The organism is Intestinibacillus sp. Marseille-P6563, from assembly GCF_900604335.1.
Taxonomy (GTDB): Bacteria; Bacillota; Clostridia; order Oscillospirales; family Butyricicoccaceae; genus Butyricicoccus_B.
This window is the reverse complement of the sequence record NZ_UWOD01000001.1, coordinates 500,192-516,426: the sequence shown is the minus strand read 5'-3', so window position 1 is coordinate 516,426 and position 16,235 is coordinate 500,192. Positions and strand designations below refer to the sequence as shown.

Sequence of the window (16,235 nt, the reverse complement as noted above, 5' to 3'; positions counted from 1 at the left end):
TGGATTTCCTATTGACTGCCACGTCTATACGTGGTATAATTTAACCATACTAAAGGAAAGGAGGTAGTCCGGTGGGCAAAAGGACAAAAAAGAAAAGGCCATCAACCATAGACATAATTGAACTGATAATCGAAGCAGTATTTGCACTAGCGGCTTTGATTACAGCATTAAAGTCTTAGTTGACAGCCAGGGCGGAGGGCGGAAGCCCTCCACTTCTTTATTCTATTCTATTCCACCGGATAAATCAATATGAATAAACGAAAATTCCTTGTCTTACTCCTGATAGCGAATCTTATCGCTGCTGTCGCGTGTCAATGGCAACCAGCTAATCGGACATTAGTTATCATAAACGCTCTAGCCGTTTTTGTGCTTGTAATACGAAAAGCGGCACGCGGAAAGGATTGATGCACATATGCTTATGCTCAAGCAATTACGCCAACAGGCTGGTCTATCACAATCCAGGCTTGCAGATTTATGTGGCCTGTCACGAAGAACCATAGAAGATATTGAGCGACGCGGAGATTGCCGCATATCTACGGCGCGCATAATATGCGATGCACTCAATATCAGTCTGGATGACTTTTATACTACGGATGAGGAATAATCTATGTATATGGTTTTTGTTGAGGACTCTATGCGCTATCGCCATTGTATTTTGCAGACCGATGATAGATTCAAAGCTATCGCTGAAATGGAATGGAACAACGAACACGACCCCGACAAGCGGAAATTTGGAGTCGTTGAAATATCATAACTGTACGCCGCCCCATCCGGGGCGGCTTTTCTTTTGTCTTGCATCCGTTCCAACATGCTATCACAATACGCGCAACATATACAGAGCCACTTGCAGAGCGTATAGGGAGAGAGCCAGCCAGGGCGCAGCACAAACCACGATCAGCAGCAACGGCACAAGCCCAGATCGAACCGGCCTTGCATTTCACCCCATGACCCGTATATGCCACTTTGTGCGGTCCTTGTGTACAGAGTGTATAGGGTATGAGTAGAGCAACCACGGGGCAGCTCAGAGGGATAGACAATAAGCATATCATTATGGTATCATCAGTACATACACACAAGCCAACCGCATACAGCCGCGCAGAACGCGCAGAAACAACGTAAGCCAAACAGGCATATAAACACATACCCGAAAAGCGAAAATCAAATACAGCGCAGGAAAACCGCTTTATATACAAGACATCCAGGCAAAGACCTTGTTTGTATGCGGAGCAGTACAGGCCTTGTCTTTGGGGTGCGGAGCAAATACAGATTGTCATACGCCCTGTATTTTATTTTTTGGGGAATGATGTGAAAAGTGAGAACGGGTGAGAATGAGAATGAGAATGAAGTGAGAATGGTTTGGAAAAGTATGTAAAATCATGACATCGGCTGTTACCCGGATTTCGGGATAATACTCGTCTGGAATTTATATCCATTTTACAGAATCAGGATATTTACAAATTTTCTCATTTCTCGGAGGGTCATCAATTCATACCTGATAAGTATGAAATAGGCTTTTGGTGATTTTGCTAGTTGCAACTAGTGAAATCATTCCAGAAATCGATAATTTTGTGGTCATTTTATACAAAAATCCGGCCTTTTAACTTCTCATTACACATTGGAATGAGAAGTCTCACCCTTGAATTTTCCAGAACAGGAGGACTTTTTCACATTTCGCCTGCTGTGGGAGGGGGTAGTTTTCAAGTAGCCTCCAGTTTTGGAAACACGAAACATGTGTGTGCTATACTCTCCACACACCCCTTGACCCACATTTCATTTTCCCCGCACTGCATATCAGGAAGCATGATACCAGCGTTCTAGGGCAATGCGGAGGGTAAATTCTTCGTGATGGCAGATTTCCCCGGTGAAGATCGGACAGGTTCCACGCATGGTTCACATGGTGTCCGGGCATGGGGCAGGGGCGTTGCAGATAGGTGGCAGCGTGGGAGCGGGTGAGGGGCGGAGGCACCAAAAACGAATTTATAACTTTGAACTTTTTCGGATGGTAAAGGTAGGCATAGATTATATAAGAGGAAGCGATTCGGAAAAACCTCAAAAAATCGGTTACAGTAAATGATTTTTTGAAAAACTGTATAGTAGTCTGGACTATGGTAGTATGGTAGTGTAGACTATGGTAGTATGGTAGTCTGGACTACAACACAAAATTTTCCATATGCGTTTAGAGCGCGAAAAAGTTCAGAAAATTGGATTTTGGAGGTGGACGAAAATCGGCATGCGAAAGAGGATACAGACGTATACGACGGTTGATAATTTGACGGGGGAGATAACGAATCAATACTCTGTCTTTACTTCGGGGAAGGAGCCGGAGCAGCCTTATGTGAAGGTGTACATTGGGAGCGGGGTAGATGTATTCTCACGTTCAAAGACTGAAAGCTTGATCTTGCAGTACATCATCCAGCAAAGCGCGCCCACGGGGAGGAAACCGGAGGTCATTGTAAATTCCCATATCAAGCGAGAGATTGCGGAAGCTGCCGAATGCACGGTTGGCAATGTCGAGTATGCTTTGAAGAAGCTGATTGCTGCTCACATCATCATCCGAGTGGCGAAGGGGACGTATATTTTAAATCCGTTTGTTCTTGGTAGGGGGAGTTGGGAACGTATTCATAGCATGAGGGTAGGAATTGAAGAATCACCGACCAAGCCAAAAGAGAAACCGGCCACTACCGATTGAATGGTAATGGCCGGTTCTTGTTTTACTGGTTCAGTTTCTTTTGTTCTCTTCCTTTGCGGAGCCGTTCTGCTGCCGCTGCGCGTTCTTCGTCCGTCATGGTGCGAGTGCGTTTGGGGTGAATCCGCATCCAGGACAGCGGCACTTTGGCATAGATGGAGCCGTCCTTGTTTTGGGTGATCTCCACTTCTTCTGGGTGCTTTTCGTGGAGTTTCTTAATCATACTGATACTCCATCTTTCGGCTGCTGTGATGGCGAAATACTCTCTGCCTGCTTCGTGTTCGTAAGTAGTTTCCTTCATTTGTTTTAACTCCTTTTAATATAGTATGTATTTGAAGCGCTTTTTGATTTTGCGCGGCTTCACGTACCCTTTCCTACCTACTTACGAATTTTCTCAAAATCCTACATTATTTATGTGAGTTTATTTTATGTGCATTATTCTCTTGATTGCAGCGAATTACACTAAACGCACTGATTGACCGGGTGCAAGTGAAGGGAATGCGTCTTTGTTCAGCTTTATCTTAGTGCATTCGTTATCTTGCAGGAATATAATTCTTTCATTGCATGCAAACAAGCACAGGATTTTATCAAATTTTACATCAAACAGACGCTTTAATACTTTGATATCCTCCACTTCTGATGGAGTCAATTTAGGTTTCCGAATAATCTTTTCAGGGTGCTTTGTAAGCTTTTCAGTGTTTGTAAATATTCCAATTTCATCTCTGATTTGATATTGTTCTTCCGCGATCATAACATACCCCTCTTTCGTTACAACTAATGGTCCCGCTTCTCCTGGATACCAAAATTTTTCGCCTACATCAACGCCAAGGATTTCACAAATTCTAGGCTTATCGCCTTCTTCCTTCTGCTTGTCCTCGATTACTTCATAGCCCATCAGGCGTGCGGCTTCTGCTGGGTGTTCAACACAGAACGCTCTGCAACTGTATGAATACCCAGTTGTCTTGTTTGGTAGTTTACATAATCGTTCTTTCGAAATTTCTCCATCATCTTTGCAGTATTTACATCTGCAATATCTGTCTTTTGCTTTCATAATATCGTCAAACACTTCACCGGTTTTCGGGTCTCTGAACTTCATGGTTATTTACCTCCATCCATCTTTGCGCCACAGTTCGGGCAACGCTTATAATATTTGAGTTGCGATTTTACGTCGTACTTGCAGTTCGTACATGCAACCCTTGGACGATGTGTACCATATACAGATTTCCATTTTGCATGCACCACTGGCTCAACGTCGGCAGTTGGAACATCACGCACTGCCTTGATTGCATCGGCACACATTTCCTGTGCTGCCAAAATCAAATCGTCGTTTTCACCTGAACCATCTGGTGTTGACATAGACGGGTATAGCGCACGAATCGCGTTCTCTACTTCCGATCTCTCAATGTACTCTTTCTTTTCAACATCGTTTTTCATATCATTCACCATTAATCAAATCATATCTCAACGGAAGCAACACTGTTGTTCTCTCTTGAAGATAAGGTTTATCTTTCGGAGCAAACAAATCCCTGTTCTCGTCAAACTCGTTAAGCACCACGAAGTTTCCAATGGTGTATTGAATGGTATCTCCGGGTTGGGGCTTTCCCTTCTTTGTGTAATAGGTTTCAGCTAAAATCACTCTTTTCGCGCAATTCTCCATGTTTTCAAACACGAATACCATCGTTCCATCATGTATGCTGCGCGAACTGGTAAAATAATCAAAATCTGCATCAGGGTCAAAGATCAAAGAAATGGTAAACTCCCTCGCTTCTCCATCTTCTTCACCCTTGATTTTATATTTCCTGTTTCCTTCAAGGATTCTTTCAAACAGAGCAAGCGACTCTACCTCTCCTGCATCGTCCCAATTTCTGTCAAACAAGCAGGATATCTCTTTGTTCTTCGCTCTTTCTTTACAAAATTCAAGCGATTTACTCATTTTTATTTATTCCTCCATCATTGCTGTACAAATCGGGCAGCAAATAAACTTCTCTGCCTGCGTCCCTGTTTCGTATCCGCACGCCGAACATTTATATTTCCTTTCTTTGTAGTTCTTTCCGATTGATTCGCAGAAACCGTAATCAGTTTCCGAAATAATCCAATGTGCGCGTTTGACAGGAATAACATTGACGGCTGGAATTGAGCTAATCTCAATATCCTCTGTACAATATCCGCAATTTTCTCCGTCTGAAATGATTTGTGCATCTTCAATCATTTCTTCTACCGCTTTTCGGCTAATATATTCATCCATTTGTTTCTCGCAACTCCTTCCAGTCAATCTTCTTCCCGCAAACAGGACAATAATTAAAATGCGATAGTCCAGTATTGAATCTGCGATCCGCATACTGATCGAACGTGTATTCTGTGACTATGAAGTAACTAGAATAATGTGTATTTTCTTTTTTTCAAAAAACGTTCATCCGTTTCCGTTCGTCAATTTCCTGTTTCAAACCAGACAACGTAATCAAATCTGCATAATCGTCATACTGATATAGTCCAATGATGCATTCATGGTCAGCCATCTTGTTCTCCTTCCCAATATAGTGCTTTCCCGGTCACAAGATCGGAGTATATCTTTTGGGCTCTTGGAGATAATTCTTTTATCTGGTCAGCGCATTCAACGGATTCTTTACCTTCGTGGTCAGGTAGTTGTGGTGACTTGAAATCTTCTGGCCCCAATTCATCCACAGAATAGATGCCGCTGTCAGTTTCGATCTCTACAACAATTTTCTCGACGATTTCGACCCCCATTGAATCTGCGTCGTCCATATACTGCATTTTGTCACCGACCTTACATGGCAGTATAATGCAACGGCCATCTTTTTCGGCATCGGCTATCTCATGGAGTCGTTTTGTTGGAATTTCCCGCATCAAAGAAAGTCTCTTACCAACTTCGGTTCTTAGCGTCATGCCGCGCCCATAGGCATCCATTACACGGTTGATCTCCGAAGGGGTTCCGATTCGTTCATACTGCATAAGCCGATTCTCTTTGTCGGCTAGTTTGTTTACCCATTTCCCGCTGAACTCTGTATCTCCAATTCTGATGTACCATTTTCCGTTTTCAAAATATGTTAAGCGCTCCACTGTTACGCCCTCATCTTTTCCAATTCAGTTTTTGCTGCTTTTTCAGCTTCTTCGCGAGAAGAATAGGAATATGCATCACGTTCAGCAGCTAAGCATTCTTGTAAGGAATCTAAACGACGTTTAACAATATATGCCTTAATTTCCTTGTTTTTAGACATTCTGAGATATATTCCATACGCGATAGAACCAATACCAAATTTGTGAATCACGCACCGATTTTCCTTATCGGCTTTCGCCAGCTCACACAGTTTTTCGTAATCGCAGAATCCGAGAAGTTCAGCCATTGCGTCGATTGCTTTCCTTTGGCTCCCGGTCAGTTGATCGGAAACCGGGCTGCACAAGATTTCTTCCAAATATTGTTTATATGTTTTCTCCACGCTTATTCCTCCTTACGTCCAAACGGGTAAAACATCACTCTTTCACTTTCTGCCAAAAAACTGTCAAGCTCCTTCTCAGCCTTTTCCGCTCTGGCTTCTGCTGCTTCGGCGCGTGCAAGCAGTTCTTCGATTGCTGCCTTCGCGTTGTGCATCCAATCAGCGATTTTTTGAGGGGAAGAAAAATCCTGATCTTTCAGCAGCTCTTTGTATTCCATGTTAATTACCCTCCCAAATCAAAGGTTTCCCATCTGCATCTGTCATAATAGACATCCCATCGTATCTTTTGAAATACATTACATTTGTTTCTGTATCTACGTAGATTTCGTTCCCGTTATGCATATATACTTGTTGGAATCTATTCAAGTCCTCTGATGTTGCCCTATCCCAAATCATTGCAACCCAGCACAAAATAAAAATCAAAAGCAACACTGCATAAAATATTTTTTCAGATTTTGGAAGTTTATCCATAGCTTATTCCTCCAACTCTATCCGTTCTTCAAATTCTCCACATGGGTTTTCATCCTCGCAACAGATACGACAGGAAACTAAATCCTCTCCAATCGCGCCGAACGCACCTTCATGTGTTGATTCAAAATACTTACAGTCCAAACAGCGTTCATCCATTGCGCTTCCTCCATTTAAAGAATATTGGCATATGCTTCTTGATTTTTTTGATTTGCTTTTCTGCTTTTGCTGCTTTTTTCTCAAAGTGTTTCATTTCCGAATAACATGCAGACGCTTCTATTTGCATCATCTTATATTGAGCGGACCAAAAGTTCACTGCTGCATTTTTCGTTTCTATTTGTGCCAACAATTCTTGAATCAGGCTTGCGGCTTCACGATTCACTCGTGCGAACTCTCCATATCCTTTGCCGGATGAACCAAGAACCCTTGCTTGATGTCTCAGATTGGACACGGTTGTTTGTGCTTGTTCTTTCAATAATTTTATTTCCACCTCAATCATCCTCCGTTTTTACATTCATATTCAGGGAACATATCATCCCCAAACACATCCCCATCCGGCACATATCCTGTCCATTTAGGGTTTTGACCCTTTTTAAACTTCACCACTCGCCGCGTTTGAGTCTTTCTCCCGTCCAGAATAGCCTTCACCATTTCGGTGTTGAACAAAATCGGCTTCACGCTCATATAAAATCATTTCTCCTTCTAGCGATACAGTTTTTCCTTTGCCTTGCGCATTTTTTCGATTTCATGTTTCAACGCAATCAACTGCATTTGCTCTCGAAATGTATCTTCTGGATACTCCAAGGTATATCCTTGCTTGAACATGTCGATGATCTGCGATAGGGAATAGCCGCTTACTGCTTCTAATTGAGCGATGCTTTGCTCAAATTCTCTGCACGTGCTTGAATATCCTTTCGAAATATCGAAGATCGACTGAATCGCTCCTTGGAAGTTAGAAACTTTACGTTTGAGTGAATCGTTTTCTTGCTCCAACGCACTAATGCAATTTGAAATTTCCAAAGCATCGCTCCGTTTCAAATCATGTCCCTCAAAATACTTGTCCAGTTTGTCTTTGCAAACGGTCGAATTCAATCCAATCACTCCATTCCGTCATCATCCACATATTCTCTGTCGCTATCATCATCAGGGATAAAGAGGGGACAGTCCAGCACACAATATCTTTGGCGCATATAATACATACCACCGATCTTTTCTCTGAACGATGTGTCTTGAGCAATCCATCCTGGCACCGGGGCAGGGGAGTGGTATCTTGACCATGAGCATAATCCAGTCGCACGTTTGCAATCCCAGCACAATGTTGATTTGTTTCGGTAGTTCACTTGTTTTTCCAAAACAACTCCCCCTGTATTATTCAATCTGGATGTTTCTGCGGATTGGCCTTTTTGCGGATCGTATTTCTGTTTGCTTTCCGCATTCAGTGCAAGTAAACATCGAATTGTTTGGATTTACCAGAATAGTTGTTCCGCACTTAGGGCACACTACTTTAGCTACTTTTCTTTTCATTATTTTGCTTCCTTTTGAATAGTCTTGGCTGTGTATGCGCCTGATCGACAAAGAAATACTTCGCAATATCTTTGCTTGAAAGATTTGTATATGAAATGAACTCGCATGTTGTCTGGCAAACATCGCGTAGTGTTTCTGCGGTAACAGGGTAACGATTTGCAAAATCCTCAATACTCCAATTGGCTGCATTCCCGATGGTGTTTTTCTGCCCGCACAATTCGCATACTATGATGCTTGGCCCGCGCATAATCACAGTTCTGCCACGATGTTTTGATACATAGTCCTCTCCAAATTTACGTGCCAATATCTTGTGGCATTTGGCACAACGCACTACCTTGCTCAACGTCCGTACCTCCACTTTAAATACCGCTCGATTTCAAGCGAATACTCAGCCATCCACGTCCCACCGAGTACACCAACGTAACATTCCGCAGCACTGGCATTTATCTTTCCGGCTATTCTCAGGATTTTTTGCTTCTAATTTCTTGGCGCATGTTGCGCAGAGTACCATTTTCATGTTTAATCCTCCGAAATAAATATCACGGAATCAGTTCATCGAAAATTTCGCAAACCAGTTCCAGCGCGTCAACTTGCGCTTCATCGTTTTGCATAATGTATTCGCTTCCGCACTCAAAAGCAAGAGGGTGCTTTCCCCATATTCTGCAATTAGCTCCATTATATTTCCCATTTTTCAGTTCTCATTTTCCTCCATATTCAAATATTTTTTTTGCCATGGCTGCAAACTGGATGACCTCGCAAGCGGCTTTTATTGATTGTTCATACGCAGAGTTCGCTTGTACTTTACACTCGATATTATCCCGGATATTTCGCCACATGATTTCAGTATCAAGCCGCATCATTCTCAACGCTTCCTCGGCTTCTTCGAGTTCTTCCATGATCACCGCCCAACCTTCATGCGGGCTGTGAAACTGCGGAAACTGGCGGTTTGCCGATTCCAATTCGACCGCGACCAGTTCGCGTACCTGATTTTCTACTGCGTTCATAGTTTATCCACTTCCATTTCATCGACCTCAATTCCAAGCCTGCGTATCAGTGCAGGCACCTCGATGTCGGTAATTATTTCATCCTTCAATGTGAGCAATCGCTGGTGTTTTTTTGGTGCGCCTCCAACCCACACATCGCTGTACACCTCAGTTTTTTGTTTTTTGTTGTCCATTGTGATGTAAATACCCCTGCCGTTAAGCAGCCCGTGACTGTCGATCATTGGCTTTTTGACCAAAAACGAAATATATTCCATTCCGTTCCCGTCCGGATTGGAATGACAGTAATTATAGTACGCTGGTCTTTTCATGCCTTACCTCCTGCAATCTCGCCGCCGCATGCAGCATAACCCGGCCAAATCTACAAAACTGTCCTGTGTCCCTGTACCGCTGCAAATCCGAGCGATTTTGAGCAACGCCATGAGCATAGCAACGTCCTCCGGCATGATGCATACATCTGCGCCATCACTCACGCACCGTGTACGGATGTATGGTTCCCACAGGCTGGCGATCAGACTGAAATTGTCCTCCGCTTTTCCATAGTCCTGTTCGCGCTGGCCGCACACACAGCGCTTCGCTTCGTCAAGGATGGATGCTCGAGTGGGCTTGTCCTTGTCTGTTTTCTGTTCTTCGTCCTCGATGACTTCATAGCCCATCAGGCGGGCGGCTTCGTGCGGATTTGCATTTACCCAATCAGAGCACAATCTTGTTGTTTTTGTTTCTATCGGGCAATTTTTGCACTCTATATCTGCGCAAAACCCAGATTCATTGCAGTTATTGCATTTCACGTCATAAACTTTTCCGGTTTTCGGGTTTCTGAATTTCATGGTTTTCCTCCTTAATCAATCCAAATTGCACAAACCAAAGCTAATGCAAAAATGCACATAATCTCTCCGTACTCGCATGCTGCTGTATAAGCCGCACATGCGCATAACGCCACGCTTGTAATTGCTTTTGCTATATTTTCGCTCACGGTGTACCTCCATCCATTTTTGCGCCGCAGTTCGGGCAACGCTTATAATATTTGAGTTGCGATTTTACGTCGTACTTGCAGTTCGTACATGCAACCCTTGGACGATGTGTACCATATACAGATTTCCATTTTGCATGCACCACCGGCGCAACTTCGGCGGCTGGAATGGAACTAATTGAAATATCCTCTGTGCAATATCCGCAATTTTCTCCGTCTGAAATGATTTGTGCATTTTCAAGCATTTCCATCACGGCTTTTCGGCTTATGTATTCATCTGGTGTTTTCCAGTCATCAATGAAACTCCCATACATGCTTATTCCTCCAATCTGTTTACAATCCTGCTGAACACTCCCATAACAGCGTAATAATCATCGGGCGAAAAGGCGTGAATCAAACTTGAATTCATGAGTTCTAATAGCTTACGCTTTTCCTCTCATGATTAAAACCACGCCTAACAGCAACGGGTACTTATCATCCATTCTTCATTTCCTCCAATCTCTCCATCACCATGTCCACGGCCTTGTCTGTAAGGGGAGATCCGCAGTTGGGGCAAAAATCAGAACTCCAAAATCTAATTCCTGTGGAATACCCGCACTTTGAACACGCAATGTCGTATACCCCCATGTTTGGTATGCCTATCCACTCACCCCTCCACTCCTTCTCCACCTGCTCCCGGCTAATCATTCCGCATTTCCTCCATTCTTTTCATAATGGTTTCCACGGCCTCGTCTGTAAGTGGTCGGCCACACTCTGGACAATAGCTGATTCTAAATGCCGAATTCATCGAAATACCTTTCATGCAACAATCTGCATATGGCGGACAACCATTGCACTCAGTAACAAGCGTTGTTGCTTTTCCAAATGTGTTCATAAACAGTTTTGTGGTATTTGTGTGTTGATATAACGTTGTTTTTCCATTGCAAACTTTGCATGGCTTCCACACCTCTGCCACCTGCTCCCTGGTGATTGGGCGGAGGGCGGAAAGTCCGGCTTTTAACATCTCGTAAACTTCCTTTTCGTCCTCACCCATAAAAGGAGCAACAAGCTCTCCTCCTTCAACCACCATCTCATATTTTTTTATAATTTCTTCCTTCGTCATGCTCAATCGTCCTCCTTTACAAACGCCGTATAATCCGCCCATTTAACAATGTCCATTTTTGTCTGTGGGTACGCATCCAGTACCCATATGCCGTCCCGGTACAAACAGGGATACATAGAGTTGGTATCGTTCTTTTTCCCATAGTACAGCCCCGGCGTCTTGGGTGGGTCTGTCTTAGCGTCGTGCCATAGTTTCTCTTCCCATATCTGGTGGCGGAGGGCGGAGAGGGCAACATCCAAAGCATCCAAAAAACCATCCAGCCTGCCCGGCTTTATTGCAAAATCACATCCAAGATTTATGTGCCAATCGTGCAGCAGGTGCTTAATTGCTTCATCCCTCGTCATGCTCATGGCTAAGCCTCCATTCCCTTAATTCCTGTTTGAATTTTTCTCCTGTTTTTTCGTTGCCATTTAGCCATTTTAGCAGATCTTTCCGGCATTCTGAGCACAAATCAGCTTCGATACCAATCCCCAAGTATACAACCGGAAATGACACATTCTGAAGCGGCGAATATTCCCACGTTTTCCCGCAGCGTTCGCATTTACACATCTTCATGGCTTAGCCTCCTTCGCTTTTTTTAAATCTGGTATGCGGAATCCCCCAAAAATATCGGTGACATACTGCTCCATCACCGGAGATACATATCCGTTCCGCACCCGCTTAATCACCATTGGGTACCACTCTGAGAACGGGTTTCGCCTTGCAAGGCAGACTGCGTACTCACCTGGCTTTAGGTTTAGTTCTTCGATGGATAACAGCTCACGATTCACGCTTGATTCCCTCCCAGTCGATTTTTTGCCCACACCTATCGCAAAAGTTCTTCTTCTCCTGTGTGTGCTTTCTGCCGAAAACGTCAACCGTTCTACCCACAAACCAGCCACACGCCGGGCAACAGTATTCCCCCCAGTGATGTGTTTCTGTCCTTGCCGTACCGTCTGCATAGTCCGAGTGTACAATGCTCTTTCCCTCTTTCCATACGGGCTTTTCCGCTTTTTCCCCGTCAGAGCGGGAACATGTGTTCATGTTGTACACTGATTCGCAAATATTGTTAATGACATCAATCTTCCCTGCCGCTATGTTCCATTCCGGCGTAGCCACGGGGGCTTCCACACCCTCCCAGGCTTTCTCACGCTCCCGCTCGAAAACATCCCACAGCTTATCCACACTGACTACATCGCCACGATTAGCCATGATATTCCCAATCCTCCATTTCGTTGCTGAACTTGAAGGGACGGGTTTTCGGGTCTGATACCTTCCATCCCCCTGTGCATTCATACTGTTCTTCCAGCGGTTTGTTATAGTGTTCGTCCCTCACCCGGATTAACAACGATTTATCTTTTGCGACCGTGATGCTGTCCACATCGCACATCAGGTAATCAAAGAGTTCATCGTTCTGCTCCTCGTCAAGGAGTTCCCTGCGTGTTCCAAATCCTATAGGGACGTTCTGGTCATAGGCGTTTGTTACGTAACAACAGAACCTCTGCCAGTATCTTGTAGCACGCAAAATGTCGTATAAGGTCATTCCATCCCCTCCAGCATCTCCATCTTAGGCCGAAACACAGCCACCATCGGATTCCAGTTTGCGGAATGTTTCGCGGATATGGTACACGGTTTCCGGCGCGTCTGCTGTTGTGTGATTGTGCTGTACCTCACAATTGATACCAGCGATTTTTGCAATCGCAAGGCAAACATCACTGTCTTTCCCGCCGCTCGTGGTTACGATCAACGGTTTTTGGTAATATGTTTCGCTCATTTGCGCGGCCAATTTCAAGCGCTCAATGGCCTTGTCGAGCTTGTCCACTGTGCCAAACCTCCCCGGATTTTATGCGCAACCATTCCATCTAAAAATCACTACCATTGACGGAAAAGGTGCGCTGTTTTTGCTTCCTCCAAACTTCAATCGCCCACGGATAAAACGGATTTCTGCTTTCCCAAGTATGTAATCATGGAACCATCTTGTATCAGTGCGGGCAGGAAGCAGCATTACCACCGTCGTTCTCTGTGCCACGGATGCAATCGAACCAGCCAGCACCCATCTTCCGATTTCCCTGCCATATGGAGGATTGCACCACACAACACCATTCCATGGTTGCGACAGCCCATCATCATCCGGCGTATAGTACCGTTCGCACTTCGCATTCTCTGGCGTTGCGCATACATCAAGCGTGAAGTGGAATTCCTGATCTAGCGCATCGAAAAAGTCTTGTGGTGTTTCCCACATATCGGTTTTGCTTGAAAACATAACTTCACTATTCATGCTTAAATCCACACATCCTCTCCATCCATTTCAAATGCTGCCGGTATGCAGCCTTTTTTCTGTCCAATACATGTGTACTTGCATATTCCTTAAACGCTGGACATGATTGCGCAATGCCCACATTGCACCGTTCTTTTCTCGTACACGATGCACATGGCGATTTGATTTCGCAGCGTTCTTCAATCAGCGTCAACGCACGTCACCTCCCCATTGTTCTGCCATAGCACGGGCGATTCCCGGAAATGTTTTAGAGCGGTTTTTTGCTCGGTCTTTTGTAAACATTCCACGATGTTTTTCGTTGTGATTTCTTGAATAACTTCCAGACGGGCACCATGTCCTTTCTGGCTCTACAATGTCAGTTGGTTCTAACGGATTTACTCCTTTTTCCCAAAGCAAAGTCTTCTTAGTATATGGGTGCCCAAACATGTACGGCTGAACAGCCTGTGTCGGTTTCGGATATTGGAAAATTTTGCTCGGCGTTGGGTTTTCAATCACGATTTTTTCGCAGTCAGCCATCCACACCGCCATGAAAAGAGCCTTGCCGCAAAGCCCTTCATAATATCTCTGAATGTTCAAGACTCCGCCTTTGTATAAATGTCTTGCTCCTGCGTTTGACGTCTTTGTGCATGGAACGAAAGCAATTATCATATCCCACCGTCCCATAATTTTATGACATTTGCCATCCATCGTATTAAATTCACATCTTCCGTTTAGAATCGGCAGCACATCTCCCTGTATATGCCATTCTGGATGCCCGCCTGAACACTCCTGAATATCGCATGAATACGCCTCGTGCCCTAACGCTCGAAACGCCTTGCAAACCGCCTGTGATTCTTCACAAGCAACGAGCACTTTCATTGCATCATCCTCCAATCATCAAGAGTTCTGGCGCTGTGATATAAAATGCTGCACCTTGTACTATGTCCTCATAAGATTGTTTTCCTTCGAACGATTTAACGATTTCCTGTTCTTCGGCAGACATTTCACCATAGCTTTTTTGCCCGTAGGAATCAGGCAACCAGTTCTTTTTCCGACCGGCGAATAGATTGAACTTTTTGAGCAGGCGTTCATCCGTAAAATAGATATGTACCGTGCCTTTTTTCTTAAACTCCACATCAAAGAACTTGCAATGCAGTTTTCGACCGTCATATTTCTCGGAGGATGATACAAATGCTTCCCGGATTACACTTTCACAGTTCTCGCCATCTGTACGCCCATTGTCCAGATAGCCAAGGATTTTTTCGAGTTCAAGCAGGTAATCACGGGCTTTGTATGTACTCCATGAGCCGCCCCAGCGAGCATCATACAATCCCCAGAATGGTACAATCACTTTCTTGTTCACGCGGCACGCCTTGTTCGTTTTCCATCCGTTGTAATAGTGAATGTTGTTGTTCTTTCCCATGCTGTGCTCATAGGTAAGATCATCGAACATACTGATAATCGCGTCCTCGATATTTCCGATCAGAGTCTTGGAAAGCTCAATCTTGACTTGCAGAATATTGTCCATCGTGAAATCAAGGCCACGAAATGTATTGAGCTTTGCAAGATATGCGTCCCGAACCTCGCGTGTCATAAGGCTTTGCATTTCCTTTGCTTCAAACAAGGTTTTCCAATACCGCGCTCTCAGTTCTCGAACATAGGTGTTCTGCATGCTCATTGACATATCGTCCGCCGGTCCATTTATGTGCATTGTTATGATTTCTCTTTCTCCGACAAACCGGTTAAGGCGCTGGAAACCATCAATCATTTTCAGTCCAATGCGCGCTTCCATCTGGTATCTCTGGACAATGGCCTTGAAAAAGTCAGCATCCACCAATTCGTTGCATTCTGTTTCGCTCTCTGGTACGTCTGCCGCTTCACGCATATCATCAAGTCCGATTTCTTTTTCAGCTTCCTTCGGGATGTCCACATACACCAAAGCAACATCAACATCTGTTTTTCGCTCGGCATCCATAAATGCCCCTGAGACGCTCTCTATCGTCGTTTGATATTCGGCGAGTAATTTTACCATTGACCTGCGTAGCGGCGATTCTGCGTTCCGAATCGTTGATTCATTAAGTAAGCAAACGATTTGCCCGCCATGCTTCATCAGTTCGAGCGCGTGCATCAGGTGCTTATCGCCATCCCGGAACGGTGGATTCATCACAATCACGTCGTACCGCGTTTGTGCGTCCCATTTCAGGAAATCATTTTCCACGACCGCAAAACCGCGCTCCCGCAGCACCGCACGCAAGTCCGGGTCGATCTCTACGCAATCCAGTTGAAACGGCTTCTTTTCCTGCTTCATCCGATTTCTTATGCCCATTGCGAGATCGCCTTTACCAGCAGACGGTTCAAGTGCGAACTGCACCTTGCTCCAATCTACCTTGTCCAGCATTCGGGCTGCCAATTGCGACGGGGTAGGGTAAAACTGAACTCCAAACATTCAATCCACCACATTTCCGCGATTATCGATTCGAATTGTTGTGTTAAATCCGGCATCTGTTTTGACGATTGCCATGCGTTTATTTTTTCCGACAGGAGTAGCAATCACAGTGCCAGATATGCGTCCAAACTCTCCTTTGACAGATACTTTTGTTCCGACTTTGATACTCAATCTTCATCGCTCCTTCACTGTTGGTCTGGAATGATTGACACTCCCCATGCCTAAAGGCAGGGGATTCTCAGTTCAGCGACCATTGCCTGCAAGCAGGTCTTACACGATCTCCCCGAGCGTATAGGTTTGGGCGTGTCCCGCCCTACCACATTGAGGCGGCTTATATCCCCATACCTGAA

At 44.6% G+C, this 16,235-nt stretch carries 34 protein-coding genes; 2 read left to right on the top strand and 32 right to left on the bottom strand.

Annotation, left to right across the window (positions count from 1 at the left end):
• Positions 1 to 412 precede the first annotated feature (412 nt).
• On the top strand, positions 413 to 604 hold the full coding sequence (locus EFB11_RS02750) for a helix-turn-helix transcriptional regulator (RefSeq protein WP_122788826.1): 192 nt from the start codon (positions 413 to 415) through the stop codon (positions 602 to 604).
• A 1,626-nt stretch (positions 605 to 2,230) separates the two neighbouring features.
• The gene (locus EFB11_RS02740) at positions 2,231 to 2,689 is read left to right on the top strand and encodes a replication/maintenance protein RepL (protein ID WP_164706571.1); all 459 of its coding nucleotides are present in this window, start codon (positions 2,231 to 2,233) and stop codon (positions 2,687 to 2,689) included.
• Between the two features lie 22 nt (positions 2,690 to 2,711).
• Here the strand turns inward: EFB11_RS02740 and EFB11_RS02735 are convergent, their stop codons facing one another.
• From EFB11_RS02735 to EFB11_RS16670, 32 genes are all read right to left on the bottom strand, one after another.
• On the bottom strand, positions 2,712 to 2,987 hold the full coding sequence (locus tag EFB11_RS02735; protein WP_122788823.1) for a hypothetical protein: 276 nt from the start codon (positions 2,985 to 2,987) through the stop codon (positions 2,712 to 2,714).
• A gap of 156 nt (positions 2,988 to 3,143) precedes the next feature.
• The gene (locus EFB11_RS02730; protein WP_122788822.1) at positions 3,144 to 3,782 is read right to left on the bottom strand and encodes a hypothetical protein; all 639 of its coding nucleotides are present in this window, start codon (positions 3,780 to 3,782) and stop codon (positions 3,144 to 3,146) included.
• A 2-nt stretch (positions 3,783 to 3,784) separates the two neighbouring features.
• Positions 3,785 to 4,120, bottom strand: a complete 336-nt coding sequence (locus EFB11_RS02725) for a hypothetical protein (RefSeq protein ID WP_122788821.1) — start codon at positions 4,118 to 4,120, stop codon at positions 3,785 to 3,787.
• Between the two features lies 1 nt (position 4,121).
• Complete coding sequence (locus EFB11_RS02720) at positions 4,122 to 4,619, bottom strand: hypothetical protein (RefSeq protein ID WP_122788820.1); 498 nt, start codon at positions 4,617 to 4,619, stop codon at positions 4,122 to 4,124.
• Positions 4,620 to 4,625: 6 nt separating this feature from the next.
• Positions 4,626 to 4,931, bottom strand: a complete 306-nt coding sequence (locus tag EFB11_RS02715) for a hypothetical protein (RefSeq protein ID WP_122788819.1) — start codon at positions 4,929 to 4,931, stop codon at positions 4,626 to 4,628.
• A 263-nt stretch (positions 4,932 to 5,194) separates the two neighbouring features.
• The gene (locus EFB11_RS02710) at positions 5,195 to 5,764 is read right to left on the bottom strand and encodes a hypothetical protein (RefSeq protein WP_122788818.1); all 570 of its coding nucleotides are present in this window, start codon (positions 5,762 to 5,764) and stop codon (positions 5,195 to 5,197) included.
• Between the two features lie 2 nt (positions 5,765 to 5,766).
• Positions 5,767 to 6,141, bottom strand: coding sequence for a hypothetical protein (locus tag EFB11_RS02705; RefSeq protein WP_122788817.1), 375 nt, complete (start codon positions 6,139 to 6,141; stop codon positions 5,767 to 5,769).
• Positions 6,142 to 6,143: 2 nt separating this feature from the next.
• Positions 6,144 to 6,356 carry a hypothetical protein gene (locus EFB11_RS02700; RefSeq protein ID WP_122788816.1) on the bottom strand — a complete coding sequence of 71 codons (213 nt, stop codon included), beginning with the start codon at positions 6,354 to 6,356 and terminating at the stop codon, positions 6,144 to 6,146.
• A gap of 1 nt (position 6,357) precedes the next feature.
• Entirely contained in the window at positions 6,358 to 6,609 is a 252-nt protein-coding gene (locus EFB11_RS02695; protein WP_122788815.1) for a DUF6440 family protein, read from the bottom strand.
• Between the two features lie 3 nt (positions 6,610 to 6,612).
• The gene (locus EFB11_RS16690; RefSeq protein WP_164706570.1) at positions 6,613 to 6,765 is read right to left on the bottom strand and encodes a hypothetical protein; all 153 of its coding nucleotides are present in this window, start codon (positions 6,763 to 6,765) and stop codon (positions 6,613 to 6,615) included.
• A complete protein-coding gene (locus EFB11_RS02690) occupies positions 6,758 to 7,096 on the bottom strand; it encodes a hypothetical protein (protein WP_206424140.1) in 339 nt (112 codons plus the stop codon). The genes EFB11_RS16690 and EFB11_RS02690 overlap by 8 nt, the downstream gene beginning before the upstream one ends.
• Positions 7,097 to 7,101: 5 nt before the next feature.
• Positions 7,102 to 7,290, bottom strand: coding sequence for a hypothetical protein (locus tag EFB11_RS02685; RefSeq protein ID WP_122788813.1), 189 nt, complete (start codon positions 7,288 to 7,290; stop codon positions 7,102 to 7,104).
• Positions 7,291 to 7,308: 18 nt separating this feature from the next.
• Entirely contained in the window at positions 7,309 to 7,698 is a 390-nt protein-coding gene (locus EFB11_RS02680; RefSeq protein WP_122788812.1) for a hypothetical protein, read from the bottom strand.
• A 5-nt stretch (positions 7,699 to 7,703) separates the two neighbouring features.
• Entirely contained in the window at positions 7,704 to 7,958 is a 255-nt protein-coding gene (locus EFB11_RS16685; RefSeq protein ID WP_164706569.1) for a hypothetical protein, read from the bottom strand.
• 16 nt (positions 7,959 to 7,974) lie between these two features.
• Positions 7,975 to 8,130, bottom strand: coding sequence for a TFIIB-type zinc ribbon-containing protein (locus EFB11_RS17495; RefSeq protein ID WP_164706568.1), 156 nt, complete (start codon positions 8,128 to 8,130; stop codon positions 7,975 to 7,977).
• Positions 8,111 to 8,473 (bottom strand): hypothetical protein, encoded by a 363-nt coding sequence (locus tag EFB11_RS16675; protein WP_164706567.1) that lies wholly within the window; start codon positions 8,471 to 8,473, stop codon positions 8,111 to 8,113. The genes EFB11_RS17495 and EFB11_RS16675 overlap by 20 nt, the downstream gene beginning before the upstream one ends.
• 355 nt (positions 8,474 to 8,828) lie before the next feature.
• Entirely contained in the window at positions 8,829 to 9,134 is a 306-nt protein-coding gene (locus EFB11_RS02670; protein WP_122788810.1) for a hypothetical protein, read from the bottom strand.
• Complete coding sequence (locus tag EFB11_RS02665; protein WP_122788809.1) at positions 9,131 to 9,442, bottom strand: hypothetical protein; 312 nt, start codon at positions 9,440 to 9,442, stop codon at positions 9,131 to 9,133. Before EFB11_RS02665 ends, EFB11_RS02670 begins: the two co-directional genes overlap by 4 nt.
• Before the next feature lie 3 nt (positions 9,443 to 9,445).
• Positions 9,446 to 9,958: a DUF6378 domain-containing protein gene (locus tag EFB11_RS02660; protein WP_243115149.1), complete on the bottom strand. Its 513-nt coding sequence runs from the start codon at positions 9,956 to 9,958 to the stop codon at positions 9,446 to 9,448.
• Between the two features lie 142 nt (positions 9,959 to 10,100).
• Positions 10,101 to 10,415: a hypothetical protein gene (locus EFB11_RS02655; protein ID WP_122788808.1), complete on the bottom strand. Its 315-nt coding sequence runs from the start codon at positions 10,413 to 10,415 to the stop codon at positions 10,101 to 10,103.
• A gap of 160 nt (positions 10,416 to 10,575) precedes the next feature.
• Complete coding sequence (locus EFB11_RS02650) at positions 10,576 to 10,788, bottom strand: hypothetical protein (RefSeq protein ID WP_122788807.1); 213 nt, start codon at positions 10,786 to 10,788, stop codon at positions 10,576 to 10,578.
• The gene (locus tag EFB11_RS02645; RefSeq protein ID WP_122788806.1) at positions 10,781 to 11,203 is read right to left on the bottom strand and encodes a hypothetical protein; all 423 of its coding nucleotides are present in this window, start codon (positions 11,201 to 11,203) and stop codon (positions 10,781 to 10,783) included. The genes EFB11_RS02650 and EFB11_RS02645 overlap by 8 nt, the downstream gene beginning before the upstream one ends.
• Before the next feature lie 2 nt (positions 11,204 to 11,205).
• Complete coding sequence (locus EFB11_RS02640) at positions 11,206 to 11,553, bottom strand: hypothetical protein (protein WP_122788805.1); 348 nt, start codon at positions 11,551 to 11,553, stop codon at positions 11,206 to 11,208.
• Positions 11,534 to 11,758 carry a hypothetical protein gene (locus EFB11_RS02635; RefSeq protein ID WP_122788804.1) on the bottom strand — a complete coding sequence of 75 codons (225 nt, stop codon included), beginning with the start codon at positions 11,756 to 11,758 and terminating at the stop codon, positions 11,534 to 11,536. The genes EFB11_RS02640 and EFB11_RS02635 overlap by 20 nt, the downstream gene beginning before the upstream one ends.
• Positions 11,755 to 11,973: a hypothetical protein gene (locus tag EFB11_RS02630; RefSeq protein WP_122788803.1), complete on the bottom strand. Its 219-nt coding sequence runs from the start codon at positions 11,971 to 11,973 to the stop codon at positions 11,755 to 11,757. The genes EFB11_RS02635 and EFB11_RS02630 overlap by 4 nt, the downstream gene beginning before the upstream one ends.
• A complete protein-coding gene (locus EFB11_RS02625; RefSeq protein ID WP_122788802.1) occupies positions 11,963 to 12,394 on the bottom strand; it encodes a hypothetical protein in 432 nt (143 codons plus the stop codon). The genes EFB11_RS02630 and EFB11_RS02625 overlap by 11 nt, the downstream gene beginning before the upstream one ends.
• Positions 12,387 to 12,725 carry a hypothetical protein gene (locus EFB11_RS02620; protein WP_122788801.1) on the bottom strand — a complete coding sequence of 113 codons (339 nt, stop codon included), beginning with the start codon at positions 12,723 to 12,725 and terminating at the stop codon, positions 12,387 to 12,389. Before EFB11_RS02620 ends, EFB11_RS02625 begins: the two co-directional genes overlap by 8 nt.
• 24 nt (positions 12,726 to 12,749) lie before the next feature.
• Positions 12,750 to 13,004 (bottom strand): hypothetical protein, encoded by a 255-nt coding sequence (locus tag EFB11_RS02615; RefSeq protein WP_122788800.1) that lies wholly within the window; start codon positions 13,002 to 13,004, stop codon positions 12,750 to 12,752.
• A 21-nt stretch (positions 13,005 to 13,025) separates the two neighbouring features.
• On the bottom strand, positions 13,026 to 13,472 hold the full coding sequence (locus tag EFB11_RS02610; protein WP_243115148.1) for a phage N-6-adenine-methyltransferase: 447 nt from the start codon (positions 13,470 to 13,472) through the stop codon (positions 13,026 to 13,028).
• 177 nt (positions 13,473 to 13,649) lie between these two features.
• Entirely contained in the window at positions 13,650 to 14,318 is a 669-nt protein-coding gene (locus EFB11_RS02605; RefSeq protein ID WP_122788798.1) for a DNA cytosine methyltransferase, read from the bottom strand.
• Between the two features lie 4 nt (positions 14,319 to 14,322).
• Positions 14,323 to 15,885, bottom strand: a complete 1,563-nt coding sequence (locus tag EFB11_RS02600) for a DUF4942 domain-containing protein (protein ID WP_122788797.1) — start codon at positions 15,883 to 15,885, stop codon at positions 14,323 to 14,325.
• Positions 15,886 to 16,056 carry a hypothetical protein gene (locus EFB11_RS16670; protein WP_164706566.1) on the bottom strand — a complete coding sequence of 57 codons (171 nt, stop codon included), beginning with the start codon at positions 16,054 to 16,056 and terminating at the stop codon, positions 15,886 to 15,888.
• Between the last annotated feature and the right edge of the window lie 179 nt (positions 16,057 to 16,235).